Raw genomic sequence first — 13,096 nt, 5'->3', positions numbered from 1 at the left:
CAACATGGCAGAACGCAGCCTGAGAGGCATGAGCATCGGCGCGAAATCACTCGAATCCGACGACAACGTCGACTTCGCGGCACGCAACGACGTCGCATATGTCTGTCCAAAAGGACACCGCACCATCCTGCCATTTGCAGAGGGCGCCGAAGTCCCCAACGAATGGGAATGCCGCTGCGGATCCACCGCACATCGTGAAGGCGGCAACGACGGCGAAGCCGACGAAATCAGCAAACCGACCCGTACGCACTGGGACATGCTGCTTGAACGCCGCACCGAAGAAGAACTGCAGGCTCTGCTCGAAAAGCGACTGCAAATGCACCGTGACGGCTGGATTCCCGACTACGAGTGAACCCTCGTCAAACAATACGTAACACCATGTGCCCGGTCAATAAAACCGGGCATAATTGTATTTTGCAACAATCACAAAAACAAGGGGAGAAACACCACATTATGGCCGACCAACCGCAGAAAATCGTCCTGCTCGACCTCGACGGCACACTCACCAAATCCGATCCAGGCATCATCGCATGTGTCGTCAAAACCTTCGAAGAACTCGGATATACCGTGCCAAGCGACGTTGAACTCCACCGATTCATCGGACCGGCAATCATCGAATCCTTACGTCGCAACAACGTTCCCGAAAACCAACTCGAACGCGCCATCGCAATCTACCGTGATTACTACACCAACCAAGCCATATTCGACGATCCGAACAATCCCGGCAACAAAGTGCCAGGCCGACTGTACAACAGCGTCTACGACGGCATTCCGGAACAACTCGCGATACTGCGCGAAGCCGGATACAAGCTCTACGTCGCAACGTGCAAGCCCGAATACCAAGCTGACGTCGTCTGCAAACATTTCCACATCACCGACATGATCGACGGTGTCTATGGCGCCAGCGAAGACAATTCACGTCTCGACAAAGACCAAGTCATCCGATACGCATTCGACCATATCGGATACAACGCCGACAATGGCGACAAAGCGCTCATGGTCGGCGACCGTTGGACCGACGTCGACGGCGCCATCGCATGCGGACTTGACTGCCTCGGATGTGGATGGGGTTACGCCGAAGACGGAGAACTGGCGGAACACGGCGCGTATACAATCATCGAAAACGTGGATGAATTGGCGGAAGCGGTGGCCGAGTATTTCAACCGATAATGTACGTTATGTCAGAAATTTTATTTCTGGCATAACGTCGCCTACGTTTTGCCGACATCCCCAGCACAAGTCGGCATAAAATATGTTTGCTAGTCCAACAACAGACAACGATGTCACGGAGGAACATTATGGCAAAACAAATCGACCCGAACCTTGTGAAGATAGGTGAATATCTTAAGTTAAAAAAAGGTACAGCTTTCAATATCCCTGAATATCAAAGAGCATATTCATGGAATATTGATAATTGTGATAAATTATGGCAAGACGTTGCGGATTATATAGATAATGATGATAAAGATAGTTATTTCTTCGGTACTATTATTCTTAATTGCCAAGACAACGATACAAAATACAGTCTTATCGACGGTCAACAGCGCACCACCACTTTTCTCCTGCTCTTAAAAGCTTTGCTTTTCAGAATCAATACTGCAATCAGCAATTTTTCTAGTGACGCGGATTCTGCAACTCTGCGTAGAGCTTTGCATGAACGTAGAAGAAGAATAATGAGCATCCTCTATCAAGTAGATGCAGAAGATGTTGAAGACAGCCCCGATCCAAATAAAGATAAAGAAATATATAAAACAGTAAATTTAATTGACAATCATTCCATCAACGAGAAGTATAGCTCTGATTTAATTGCTATTTTGAAAGCTGTCGACTTTGCCGAAGCTGAACGTAACATAATCAGAATACCAAGAAAACAAAACGACAATAAATACACAAATTTCTTTAGAAATTTTAAACATTTTTGCAATAAATGTAAAGATCTATCCGAATCTGAAGTAAATACTTTCACGAAAACTTTTATTGATAGCTGCGAAGTTATTGAAATTAAAAGTTGGAACGTTGAACAAGCAATCACGATGTTCAATTCGTTGAATTCAGACGGAATGCCACTATACGATTCGGATATCATATCTGCAAGACTGTATGCATCAGCGAGAAAACAAGACAAACTCGAAAAGTTTACCACTCTTTGGAAAGAGCTCAACACAGTTGTTGATGAAGTTGATGAGATTAAAAATGTTGACTCCATCCTCATGCAACAAATGTATTATGAAAGGGCCAAAAATAAGGATATTCTATACAGCAACAACACAGATTCCATCAACGTTACAGTCCCGGGACTAAGACGATATTTTACTGATATTAATAAAGATCTATTGGAAAATAATCCAATTGAATTATGCGAAGGAATGGTTAATCTAGCTAAAATTTGGAAAAAAATTGTAGAATATCCTATAGCTCAAGTGATGTTTAAATTTAATGAGAATTGTAAATTATTCTTGGCAAGCTATCTTTATCGATTCGATGAAAATGATATCACCGAAGAAATAGCTAAGCCGCTTTTTGAAAGTTTCTTAAAGTTGTTCACTATTCTTGAGTTGATTGACGCCGGCTATTCAAGCAAAAACTTTAAGACTTTCCTTTTCCACGAAGAAATAAAATTAGTCGACACTTCCATCACGTTTAATGAAATAAGAGAAGACTTCTTTGATCATATAAACAATAATTGGAATAAACAAAACATTAAAGAATACATTAGCTATTCAAAAGAAAACTCTCTTGTTTATTTAAATGAATATTTAGTTGCTAAAGAAAATAATATTTCATTTAATATAACTTCTTCTTGTGATATTGAACATATCATGCCATCTAGCGGAAAGGATCTTCAAGAAATACGCAAAGACGCTGGCATAGGAGAGGATGAATTTTCAAGCATTGTAGATGCTATTGGCAATAAAATACTCCTTGAAAAAAGAATCAATCGTTCTATTGGCAATGAGTGGTTTAGAACAAAGATATCAACGACGCTTACTGACAAAACAGGATATGTAGATAGCAATTATCCGATTGCACAGACCCTTGTTGAAAAATATAAAAACGAGTCAAAACCTTATTGGACGAAAGAAGATATTTTGACAGCGACTGAAGGGGCAAGCAACAGGATAACTGAGTTTATTTTTAGCAAATAAATATATGAGTCAGACCTCTGCTATCGTCTACTTCAATTCTGAGCATGGCGATGCAGGACCTGATTCATTTCGCTATCGGCGGCGCGTTTGGCTTGCAGGTACATCATGAGCAGTTCTGCGGCGATCAGCAGAATCATGGTGATGCCTGCAGGCCAACCAAATTGCGCATACCATGTGCGCATACCGTCAGTCATATCATCGGCAAGTGTCTTATATGCGATGAACGGCGTCATGGCAAACAGCAACGACAGAATGTGCAGCACAAAAATCGACCAAGCCACAGGTTTTACGGGATTGCTGCGGCGACCACCGATATAATGCGCGTTGACGGCGCACATCAAACAAATCAGGACAGGCGGCACAGCCGCGCAAGACCACAGCAGAATCGGCAGCATATCTTTCACAGCGTAGGACTCCCCCACATATTGCAATGCCGCCGATGATGTCATCGGCGGCATATATCAAATAATCGAACTGAATATTTCGCTCAATGCAATTCGTATTACGCGACGACGGCGGACTTGGTGAAAAACACCAGACGGAATTTACCGATCATGATTTCATCGCCGTTCTTCAACTGCGCCTGATCAACACGTTGACGATTGACATACGTGCCATTCAGGCTGCCGGCGTCAACCACATGATACACACCATCGACACGACGGAAAACAGCATGGGAACGCGACACCGTGGAATCATCAAGCAGAATGTCGGCACGCGGATCACGACCGACCGTGATTTCATCCTCGTCCAACAGATACCGCGAACCCGTCACCGCGCCACGCGTGGAAATCAGCAACGCAGTACCCTCCGAAAGACGCGCAATCGTATCCAAATCGCCTTGCGTCAACGGGCGGTCGCCAGTGGATGTAATCGGAACAGTAATGGCGGGAAGACCGATAATGGTCGTCTCGCCTGCACTTGGAATCGGATCAGTCATAAAGGTCATTCTACCGTCTTCGCGTACTGATATTGCGGAACTTCACGAATCTTGTCAATAACGACCTCATCCGACGTATTGACATTCACCGAAGAACCATACTTCACTTTCAACCGGGAGCCTACTCCCCCGGCAAGATTAATCGCATTCTGCAGATTATCGGGATCGCCGATCGCCTTCACGACAAACGGCGCATCCAATTCCTGGCCGTCACATTCAAGTCCGTTCTTCACATCACTGATATACGTGCTGGTCACCACACGAATATCATTGATCTGAATCACTTCGGCACCGGCATTGCGAAGCTCCTCAATCAGCGTGAACAACACCGAAGCGTCAACATCCTGATTCTCGCCCTGCGAAATACGGACCGTAATGCCCTTGCCTACAGCAGGCAGTCGACCAGACAGCAAGCCACTCGTCTCCTCATTCTGACGGGCGATCTCCTGAGCCTGCGCATTCTTATCAGCCGTATCCTTCAACGATTCAAGCTGATTGTTCAATTCATCCCTACGCTGCTCAAGCTTCTGCACTTGAGAATTGGTTTCGTTGATCAGACGAATAAGCTCCTCCTCACTCATCGACTCATACGTCTGATCCGTATTATTCAGCTGAATCACATAGCCGTATCCCAACAACGAGCACAGCACAACCACCAGAATGCTTGAATAAAGACGTGTTCGCGCGGCTTTCGCATCCAAAGCGACATTGCGCTTCGGCTTCTTGCGAATAATCGGAAACGAGCCAGTTTCAGTCCGGTCATTCGCCTTATCATTCGCATGCTGCCGATGCATCCGACTCAACACATCAGACTTGTGACCATTCTTGTCAATCATCGACTAGCCCTTGAAAATAAAACGTCTGATAGCGGAAACATTCGAGAAGATACGAATGCCCAGCACGACGATGACGGCCGTCTGCAACTGAGAGCCCACACCCAACTGGTTGCCCAACAGCACCAACAGCGTCGCGGTGATGACATTCGAAAAGAACGAAATCACAAACACCTTATCGGAAAAGCTGCGCTGGAAATACGCACGTGCCGCACCCAGCAACGCATCCAGCGCGGCGACGACCATAATCGGTAGATAAGGCTGTAATTCAACAGGAATATCGGGCTGCACGAACACGCCGATGACAATGCCGATAATAAGGCCCAAAATCGCCGCCATTCGATCACTCCCCTTCTCTCGTCGCATAACTGATATTACCAAGCACCGCCGCTTCCAGTGTAATGGAATTCGACTTCGCTATCCGCGGATAAATGCCAGCTTCAGAGAAAGACGCATACAAGTCAGGCAGCGAATCTTCGTCCATCTGATCCGCCAGCATGTTCTGATCGCCAATCGCTTCGATGCGATATGGACTTTGAATCGCGTTGACACCGACCAGAATCGACGAACCGGCCGTGCGAATCGAGGTCTGCACGCCAAGACGATATCCATTCACCGAAATCGCCTCCGCACCCGAACGCCACAACAGAGATACCAACATCTGCAAATCCGTGTCCTTCACCACACGAATCTCATTGCTCGATGATGAACCGTTCGTCCCCTCAATGGCGGCGCTCAAAGGATCGGCCACAGTCAACACGATGCCAGGTCCTTCAACAGGAAGCTGACCGTTCGCCATTTCATCAGCCGTCAACGCCGAGCTATCAAACGAATCACTCAGATTCTTCGAACGCGTTTCAACATCGGAACGCAAACCATTCACCGTTTCAGTCAAGGTCTGTGCCTGCGAAACCTCGCCCTCCAACTGGCTGACAAGCTGCTCACGCACCTCACGTCGAGGATCCGTACTCAGCTGCCTTACAAAAAGAGAGCCGGCCCAACCGACTGCAATACAAATCAGAAAAACGATAATACGTGTCGCCCACAATGAAACCGGCGACACAGGACGCTGCAGCAAACGCGCATCCGTATACAGCATATCCATCGGACGATTCGTCAAATCATCAATCAGACGAAGCGAATCATCATCGATTCTCCTACGATGAGGACGGGCCACGCCAATGCTGCCCTGCGCAGGAGCATGATGCGAGCCAAGTCCCGCAAAGGAATGAGAAAACACCGCGCGACGTTTCGCCGGCATATTCTCCTGCTGCACAGGAAAGACATTACGTACGGACGGCTCATCGACCATTGGCGAAGCGCCTATCCGCGGCAATCAAGGAAAAGCCCTGCCGCATATAAATGTATCCCGCAAGCCAATACAGAACAATGCCCCAAATACAAGTGGCGATGCCAAAATAATTCAACAATTGCGACGCAGGATTATCTTTGATGTCGGCGAAAATCATCACGACAATCGCCGCCATCAACAATGCCGTGCCTGTCTTACCGACAAAATGCACGGGCAGCGGGCCGTAATCATGTTGAGCGAGCATCAGCACCAACACCGCCATAATCAAATCACGAAGGCCGACGACAATCAACACCCACCAAGGAATGATGCCGGCACAGCCCAATGCGAGAATACTGCAGAAAATCAGCAGACGATCGGCAACCGGATCGAGAATCTGTCCGATCTTACTGACCTGGTTGAACGTACGGGCGATGATGCCATCAATACCATCCGAAGCAGCGGAAATCGCCAACAGCACCAGAGCCGACACCATTTCATGCCGGGCAATCAGCACGGCAATCACCGGAATCGACACAATACGAAGCAAACTAATGACGTTCGGAACGGTAAACAACACATCCCGAGCTTCCGGACTGTACTTCTGACGCTCTTGGCTACCCATCACCCGTTCGTTCATACCCTCACATCAAATTCGAGAAGCCTGCAATGCAGTGACAATAATACCGCGTGCGCCAACCTCATAGAGTTCATCCATAAGCTGATTGACCTTCGCCTTCGGCACCATCACACGCACAGCAGACCACTGCTTGTCATGCAGCGGAGAAATCGTCGGGCTTTCAAAGCCGGGAGTCACCGCGACGGCGGCGGAAACCTTGTCGACCGGAATGTCGAAATCCATCAGCACATAGCGCTGCGCGGTCAACACGCCCTGAAGGCGACGGCTCAGAATCGTCAGACGCTCGTCATCTTCAGACAAACGCGGGGAACGGATCAGCACAGCCTCGGAATGAACGATCGGATCGCCGAAAACACGAAGTCCAGCATTGCGCAACGTCGTGCCGGTCGACACCACATCGGCGATCAGATCGGCAACACCCAGCTGCACGGAGGATTCGACGGCACCATCCAGATGAATGGTTTCAGCGTTGATGCCTTGGGCGACCAGATAATCATGAACCAGCTTGTCGAACGACGTGGCGACGCGCTTGCCTTCGATATCGGCCAGGGAATTGATAGGAGAATCATTCGGAGCGGCGAAACGGAAAGTCGACGCGCCGAAGCCGAGCTGCATATGCTCCTGCGCGTCAGTGCCGGAATTCAGCAGCAGATCGTGGCCGGTGATGCCGACATCGATCGTGCCGCAGCCGACATAGACCGCAATATCGATCGGGCGCAGGTAGAACAGTTCCACATCATTGTCGGGATCTTCCACAACAAGCTGACGCGGATTGCTGCGCAGACGATAACCCGCTTCGGACAGCATGTTCCAAGCGGGTTCGGACAGCATGCCCTTATTGGGCACAGCGATTCTCAACATGATTCCTCCTCAAGCCGGATTCCGAACATGCATATGCTGCGCGCAAAACACTGCGACGACGTTTCGCGGAAAACGTTCCAGCAATGCTTCGCGCGCAGCGCACATCCGGTACCGCAGATGCAGCAATCCGGTGTTACAGGTTCTTATAGATGTCTTCCAGCGTGATGCCACGGTCAATCATCATGACCTGCAAGTGGTAGATCAGCTGGCTCATTTCCTCGGCGGTGCGCTCGGCCCCTTCATATTCCGCCGCAATCCAGGTTTCCCCGGCTTCTTCGACGATTTTCTTGCCGATGAAATGCGTTCCCTTGTCCAATTCGCCGACGGTCAGTGAGCCTTCCGGGCGGGAAGCGGCCTTCTCGCTCAGTTCAGCGAACAGCGATTCAAACGTCTTCATAGTTAAGACGGGTCCTTTCGACTTGGACGATCAGGCCTTGAATGCAGCCTGGGCCTCGTTACGGATGTAGTCGATGGCTTCAGCCGGATTCTCTGCGCCGTACACGGCGGAACCGGCGACCAGCACGTCGGCGCCCGCTTCGGCGACGATGTGCGCCGTGGACGGGCTGACGCCGCCATCCACCTGAATCTTCGTGTTCAGGCCACGACGGGTGATTTCATCACGAAGACGACGGACCTTGGCCATCTGATTGCCGAGGAACTTCTGGCCGCCGAAGCCCGGTTCGACGGTCATGATCAGGACCATGTCGAACTCGTCAAGGATGTCGAAAATCGGTTCGACCGGTTCTGCCGGGCGAACGGCGAAGCATGCCTTGCAGCCCATGTCTCGCAGCTGGCGTGCCAGACGCACCGGAGCGTGGGTGGCGCCCATATGGAAGCTGACAGAGGCGGCGCCCAGCTTGGCATATTCCGGAGCCCAACGATCCGGATCCTCGATCATCAGATGAACGTCCACCGGCAGATCGGTGACTTCGCAAATGCGCTTGACGATCGGTTCGCCCAAAGTCAGGTTCGGGACGAAATGGTGGTCCATCACATCAACATGAACTAGGTCGGCGTTGGCGATGGCCTTGAGATCACGCTCGAGGTTGCAGAAATCAGCGGACAGAATGCTAGGTGCGATTTGAATAGTCATGGTTTTCATTCTATGGAAGGTAAGCGACTTGAATCAGGCTTGTTGGGCTGGAATTTCACCCATCGGAACGGATTGTTCACCCTTTTCGGCGGGCGAACCGGCATCCGAAGCATCCGATTCACCGGATACGGCATCGACCACGACACCATTATCATCGTGTTCGGATGCGGATTGAGCGGCCACTTCATGAGCGGTCACCTCGCGCAGCATCACAGTAAGTTCGTCGGTCATACGCCCCATACGCTGAACTGCGATGAAGGCAATGATGCCGAGCACGAATACGACGATGGAGACCCAAACATTCACGCGAACGCCAAGGAACGTATGCGCGTAATCGATGCGCAGCGCTTCGATCCAGGTGCGCCCGGCCGTATACCACATCACATACATGGTGAACAGAGATCCGGCTTTCAGGACGTTCACGGTTCTGCGTCCGGCCCACACCAGCAACGCGGCGCCAATCAAATTCCAAATCAGCTCATACAGGAACGTCGGATGGTACAACGCGCCGCTGCCGTCGATCCTCAGGCCCCACGGCAGCGTCGTGACCGCACCGTACAACTCGCGATTGAACCAGTTGCCCAATCGCCCGATGGCCTGCGCGACCAGCAACGCCGGCGCGATCGCGTCAGCCAGCAACGCCATCGGATAATGCTTATGACGGCACCACAGCCATGCGGCCACCGCACCGAAGACGATGCCGCCCCAAATGCCAAGGCCGCCGTTCCAGATGCGGAACATTTCCACCCAGTCACCGTTCGGACCGAAGAATCGTTCCGGCGTGGTGACGATGTGGTACACGCGCGCGCCAATGATGCCGACCGGCACGGAAATCAGCGTGACGTCGAGAATCTGATCGAAGTCGCCGCCAAATCGCGTCCACCTCGTATTCACTATCCATACGGCCACAATGATGCCGGCCAGAATGCATAACGCGTAGATGTGAATCGTCAGCGGGCCGATGGTGAACAGCGAAATCGGCGGCGACGGAATAGATGCAAGTGTCATGATTCCTTATCCTATAGCCTTCACTCCGAGAAATCCGGCTTTTGCTGGCATAGTATGCCTGTAAAAACGATTGAGGCAGCATTGACCGCCCGTATATGCGATTGTTCATATGATTTCGCATATACAGGCGTCATATATGCCATCCAACAACGTTTTGGATTATTCGGTTATCGGATTCGTCGTGATTGTTGCGATACGGCTGATTCAGCGACGCGCGTTATGGACGCCTTCGGCAATCTGTTCGGTTTTTACCGCCAACGCCGACAGCCCCGCCTTCAGCGGCAACGTGCCACGACCGGTGTCGTCGAGCAGCGTATGCACCAATGCCGATCCGACGATGACGCCGTCGGCATAGCGCCCGACGATTGCGCCCTGCTCCGGTGTGGAAACGCCGATACCGACGCATACGTTCCCGGCTCCTGCGCTGCGCGTGCGAGCGACCAGCGTTTCCGGCGAGGTGCCGATGTCATCACGTTCGCCGGTGACGCCCATGCGTGCCGCCGCGTAGACGAATCCACGTGCGTTGCGCGCGACGATTGAAAGACGCTCATTCGTGGAGTCCGGAGAGACCAGGAAAACACGATCCAAACCGTAGCGGTCGGAAGCCTCAATCCATTCGCCAGCTTCATCAGGAACCAGATCAGGCGTGATCAGACCTGCGCCGCCGGCATTGGAGAAATCACGTGCGAAACGGTCAACGCCGTAATGGTAGATCAGATTCCAATAGCTCATGATCAGCGGAACACCGCCGGCTCCGGCCACCGCTTCCACCGCGTTGAACACGCCTGCGATCTTCTCCCCCGCATTCAGCGCAATCTGCGAAGCCGCCTGGATGACGGGACCATCCATAACCGGATCGGAGTATGGCAGACCGATTTCCACCATATCCACGCCATGCCTGACCATAGTGGTCAGCGCGTCGGCGGAAGATTCGGGATCGGGGAATCCGTACGGCAGGTATCCGATGAAAGCGGGCCTGTTTCCCGCCTTGAGGCGGGAGAACATCGTTCCTGTGTGGCCTTCCATGCCATTGCCTGCATGATTGCCGCGGTTCGTCATTGCATCGTTCATGTGATTCGTCCTTTTCCCGCTTTGCTTATCGTCCGCTGGTTTCGTTGCCGGGCGCGCCGTTGGCGTCCAATGCCGCCGCCTGCTCGTCGGTCAGATATCCGAACCACTTGCCTGCAGTGTTCATGTCTTTATCGCCACGACCGGAGACGTTGATGATCATCACCGGATGCTCGTAGCCTTTCGCCTTCAAATCGGCACAGGCCTTATAGGCGCCAGCCAGGGCGTGAGAGCTTTCGATGGCGGGAATGATGCCTTCTGTTTCGCACAGGTCCTTGAATGCCGACATGGCCTCCTCGTCGGTGGCCCACGAATATTGGACGCGCCCCATTTCCTTCAGCCATGCGTGTTCGGGACCGACGGAAGCATAATCGAGACCTGCGGAAATCGAATACGTGTCAAGGGTCTGGCCTTCTTCGTTTTCCAACAGGTAGCTCTTCGTACCTTGGAACAGGCCGAGCTCGCCGGTTCCCGGCGCGAAGCGAATCGCGTGACGCCCGCTTTCCGGACCGTGGCCTCCGGCCTCATAGCCATACAAGTTCACGCGTTCATCGTCCAAGAAGGCGTTCATCACGCCGATGGCATTGGAGCCGCCGCCGACGCATGCGCACACCGCATCCGGATGGTCGATGCCGTACCAATCCTTAAGCTGTTGTTTCGCCTCTTCGCCGATAATCTTCTGAAAATCGCGAACCATGGACGGAAACGGATGAGGACCCGCAACTGTGCCAAGCAGATAATGCGTGTCGGCGACATTAGTGACCCAGTCGCGCAACGCCTCGTTGATGGCGTCCTTCAGGATGCGGTCGCCAAGCGTCACTTCCACGACTTCGGCGCCGAGCATGCGCATGCGTGCCACGTTCAGGGCTTGACGACGAGCGTCGACCTGCCCCATGTAAATACGGCATTTGAGACCCATCATTGCGCATACGGTCGCAGTGGCGACGCCATGTTGTCCGGCTCCAGTTTCCGCGATGACGCGTGTTTTGCCCATGCGCTTGACGAGCAGCGCCTGGCCCAACGCATTATTGATTTTGTGTGCGCCGGTATGGTTGAGATCTTCGCGCTTCAAAAATACACGCGGAAGGATTCCGGTTTTATCAGCCAGTCGCTGAGCGAAACGCGGGGCTTCGGTCAATGGGGATTGACGGCCGACATACTGGCGGTTCAGACGGTCGAGTTCCTTGTGGAATTCCGGATCGGACTTCGCTTCGTTGTAGATGCGCTCCAATTCATCCAAAGCGCCGATAAGCGCTTCCGGTACATAGCGTCCGCCGAAACGGCCAAAATATGGTCCTTCATGTTCGCTAAGCGGCATTTTTTCGGATGCCTTAACGGTTTTACCCGCCGTAACCAGACGTCGCACGGCCAAAGCATGATCGCGAGACGTGGCCACACCTTCACCGACAAGCACGGCATCTGCGCCTGCGCGGCCATATTCGTCGATTTCAACGGATCCGAAAATGCCGGATTCCGCGACTTTGATGACGTTATCGGGCAGGCTTTCGCACAGCTGGCGATATGTTGCCGTGTCCACTTCCAATGTGCGCAAGTCACGCGCATTGATGCCGATGATTTGCGCACCCACACCGACGGCACGTTTGATTTCGTCGGCATTATGCGTTTCGACAAGGGCGCGCATGCCGAGTTGATGCGTCAAAGCGAGCAGGCCGCGCAGCTTGTCGTCGTCCAATGCAGCGACGATCAGCAGGACCAGATCGGCACCGTGGGCGCGGGCCTCCCAGATCTGATATTCGGTAACGATGAAATCCTTGCGCAATACGGGAATCCGCACAGCCTTACGCACTGCGTCCAAATCGTCGAGACTTCCACCAAAGCGACGCCCTTCAGTAAGCACGGAAATCGCACTGGCCCCGCCCTGCTCATATTCACGGGCAAGTCCTGCCGGGTCTGGAATATCGGCAAGATGACCCTTGGATGGAGAGGAGCGCTTGATTTCGGCTATTACCGGAATACTGTCGGGCTGGCGAAGCCATCGCGTCGCATCGAACGCTGCAGGGGCCGCAGCAGCGGCCTGCTTGAGCGAATCGAGCGACATGATGCGTTCACGGGCCTGCTGGTCTTCCAGCACACCCGCTACGAGTTCGTCCAATACCGACATATTTCTCCTCAAATAGTTGGTGATCGTTGAATATGATCACCAACACTGTATGCCGCGTAAATACTCCCAAAGCGGACGAATTCTACATTGTGGG

The 13,096-nt window shown here is 52.0% G+C and carries 15 protein-coding genes; 3 read left to right on the top strand and 12 right to left on the bottom strand.

Annotated elements, in window-relative coordinates; all coding sequences use genetic code 11:
• The first annotated feature begins 4 nt into the window (after window positions 1-4).
• The 3 genes from AC1AWD_RS03220 to AC1AWD_RS03210 all read left to right on the top strand — a co-directional run bounded on the left by AC1AWD_RS03220 (window position 5) and on the right by AC1AWD_RS03210 (window position 3,146).
• Window positions 5-352: an RNA polymerase-binding protein RbpA gene (locus AC1AWD_RS03220; protein ID WP_476563653.1), complete on the top strand. Its 348-nt coding sequence runs from the start codon at window positions 5-7 to the stop codon at window positions 350-352.
• A gap of 101 nt (window positions 353-453) precedes the next feature.
• Window positions 454-1,170, top strand: coding sequence for an HAD hydrolase-like protein (locus AC1AWD_RS03215; protein WP_476563651.1), 717 nt, complete (start codon window positions 454-456; stop codon window positions 1,168-1,170).
• Between the two features lie 128 nt (window positions 1,171-1,298).
• The gene (locus AC1AWD_RS03210) at window positions 1,299-3,146 is read left to right on the top strand and encodes a DUF262 domain-containing protein (RefSeq protein WP_476563649.1); all 1,848 of its coding nucleotides are present in this window, start codon (window positions 1,299-1,301) and stop codon (window positions 3,144-3,146) included.
• A gap of 32 nt (window positions 3,147-3,178) precedes the next feature.
• Here AC1AWD_RS03210 and AC1AWD_RS03205 read toward each other — a convergent pair whose 3' ends face one another.
• The 12 genes from AC1AWD_RS03205 to AC1AWD_RS03150 all read right to left on the bottom strand — a co-directional run bounded on the left by AC1AWD_RS03205 (window position 3,179) and on the right by AC1AWD_RS03150 (window position 13,002).
• Entirely contained in the window at window positions 3,179-3,604 is a 426-nt protein-coding gene (locus AC1AWD_RS03205; protein ID WP_476563647.1) for a hypothetical protein, read from the bottom strand.
• Between the two features lie 44 nt (window positions 3,605-3,648).
• The gene (locus AC1AWD_RS03200; RefSeq protein WP_476563645.1) at window positions 3,649-4,086 is read right to left on the bottom strand and encodes an FHA domain-containing protein; all 438 of its coding nucleotides are present in this window, start codon (window positions 4,084-4,086) and stop codon (window positions 3,649-3,651) included.
• Window positions 4,087-4,091: 5 nt separating this feature from the next.
• Window positions 4,092-4,922 carry a DUF881 domain-containing protein gene (locus tag AC1AWD_RS03195; RefSeq protein WP_476563643.1) on the bottom strand — a complete coding sequence of 277 codons (831 nt, stop codon included), beginning with the start codon at window positions 4,920-4,922 and terminating at the stop codon, window positions 4,092-4,094.
• 3 nt (window positions 4,923-4,925) lie between these two features.
• Window positions 4,926-5,258, bottom strand: a complete 333-nt coding sequence (locus tag AC1AWD_RS03190; protein ID WP_476563641.1) for a DUF1290 domain-containing protein — start codon at window positions 5,256-5,258, stop codon at window positions 4,926-4,928.
• Window positions 5,259-5,262: 4 nt separating this feature from the next.
• Window positions 5,263-6,039, bottom strand: a complete 777-nt coding sequence (locus tag AC1AWD_RS03185) for a DUF881 domain-containing protein (protein ID WP_476564563.1) — start codon at window positions 6,037-6,039, stop codon at window positions 5,263-5,265.
• Window positions 6,040-6,220: 181 nt separating this feature from the next.
• The gene (locus tag AC1AWD_RS03180) at window positions 6,221-6,850 is read right to left on the bottom strand and encodes a CDP-alcohol phosphatidyltransferase family protein (protein ID WP_476563639.1); all 630 of its coding nucleotides are present in this window, start codon (window positions 6,848-6,850) and stop codon (window positions 6,221-6,223) included.
• A 9-nt stretch (window positions 6,851-6,859) separates the two neighbouring features.
• The gene (hisG, locus tag AC1AWD_RS03175; RefSeq protein ID WP_476563637.1) at window positions 6,860-7,711 is read right to left on the bottom strand and encodes an ATP phosphoribosyltransferase; all 852 of its coding nucleotides are present in this window, start codon (window positions 7,709-7,711) and stop codon (window positions 6,860-6,862) included.
• A gap of 133 nt (window positions 7,712-7,844) precedes the next feature.
• Window positions 7,845-8,108 carry a phosphoribosyl-ATP diphosphatase gene (locus AC1AWD_RS03170; protein ID WP_476563635.1) on the bottom strand — a complete coding sequence of 88 codons (264 nt, stop codon included), beginning with the start codon at window positions 8,106-8,108 and terminating at the stop codon, window positions 7,845-7,847.
• A 30-nt stretch (window positions 8,109-8,138) separates the two neighbouring features.
• Window positions 8,139-8,804 (bottom strand): ribulose-phosphate 3-epimerase, encoded by a 666-nt coding sequence (gene rpe / locus AC1AWD_RS03165; RefSeq protein ID WP_476563633.1) that lies wholly within the window; start codon window positions 8,802-8,804, stop codon window positions 8,139-8,141.
• A gap of 33 nt (window positions 8,805-8,837) precedes the next feature.
• Entirely contained in the window at window positions 8,838-9,812 is a 975-nt protein-coding gene (gene lgt, locus AC1AWD_RS03160) for a prolipoprotein diacylglyceryl transferase (RefSeq protein WP_476563631.1), read from the bottom strand.
• Between the two features lie 204 nt (window positions 9,813-10,016).
• The gene (gene trpA, locus AC1AWD_RS03155; protein ID WP_476563630.1) at window positions 10,017-10,883 is read right to left on the bottom strand and encodes a tryptophan synthase subunit alpha; all 867 of its coding nucleotides are present in this window, start codon (window positions 10,881-10,883) and stop codon (window positions 10,017-10,019) included.
• Between the two features lie 25 nt (window positions 10,884-10,908).
• Window positions 10,909-13,002, bottom strand: coding sequence for a bifunctional indole-3-glycerol phosphate synthase/tryptophan synthase subunit beta (locus tag AC1AWD_RS03150; protein WP_476563626.1), 2,094 nt, complete (start codon window positions 13,000-13,002; stop codon window positions 10,909-10,911).
• Window positions 13,003-13,096: the final 94 nt, after the last annotated feature.

Source organism: Bifidobacterium sp. LH_512 (assembly GCF_056356435.1).
Note: the sequence above shows the minus strand (reverse complement) of the source record. Positions and strands in the feature narration are given on the sequence as shown.

Coding starts and splice junctions, on each gene's coding strand:
- AC1AWD_RS03220 (WP_476563653.1), top strand. CDS start 5: ATGGCAGAACGCAGCCTGAGAGGCATGAGCATCGGCGCGAAATCACTC.
- AC1AWD_RS03215 (WP_476563651.1), top strand. CDS start 454: ATGGCCGACCAACCGCAGAAAATCGTCCTGCTCGACCTCGACGGCACA.
- AC1AWD_RS03210 (WP_476563649.1), top strand. CDS start 1,299: ATGGCAAAACAAATCGACCCGAACCTTGTGAAGATAGGTGAATATCTT.
- AC1AWD_RS03205 (WP_476563647.1), bottom strand. CDS start 3,604: ATGCCGCCGATGACATCATCGGCGGCATTGCAATATGTGGGGGAGTCC.
- AC1AWD_RS03200 (WP_476563645.1), bottom strand. CDS start 4,086: ATGACTGATCCGATTCCAAGTGCAGGCGAGACGACCATTATCGGTCTT.
- AC1AWD_RS03195 (WP_476563643.1), bottom strand. CDS start 4,922: ATGATTGACAAGAATGGTCACAAGTCTGATGTGTTGAGTCGGATGCAT.
- AC1AWD_RS03190 (WP_476563641.1), bottom strand. CDS start 5,258: ATGGCGGCGATTTTGGGCCTTATTATCGGCATTGTCATCGGCGTGTTC.
- AC1AWD_RS03180 (WP_476563639.1), bottom strand. CDS start 6,850: ATGAACGAACGGGTGATGGGTAGCCAAGAGCGTCAGAAGTACAGTCCG.
- hisG (WP_476563637.1), bottom strand. CDS start 7,711: ATGTTGAGAATCGCTGTGCCCAATAAGGGCATGCTGTCCGAACCCGCT.
- AC1AWD_RS03170 (WP_476563635.1), bottom strand. CDS start 8,108: ATGAAGACGTTTGAATCGCTGTTCGCTGAACTGAGCGAGAAGGCCGCT.
- rpe (WP_476563633.1), bottom strand. CDS start 8,804: ATGACTATTCAAATCGCACCTAGCATTCTGTCCGCTGATTTCTGCAAC.
- lgt (WP_476563631.1), bottom strand. CDS start 9,812: ATGACACTTGCATCTATTCCGTCGCCGCCGATTTCGCTGTTCACCATC.
- trpA (WP_476563630.1), bottom strand. CDS start 10,883: ATGAACGATGCAATGACGAACCGCGGCAATCATGCAGGCAATGGCATG.
- AC1AWD_RS03150 (WP_476563626.1), bottom strand. CDS start 13,002: ATGTCGGTATTGGACGAACTCGTAGCGGGTGTGCTGGAAGACCAGCAG.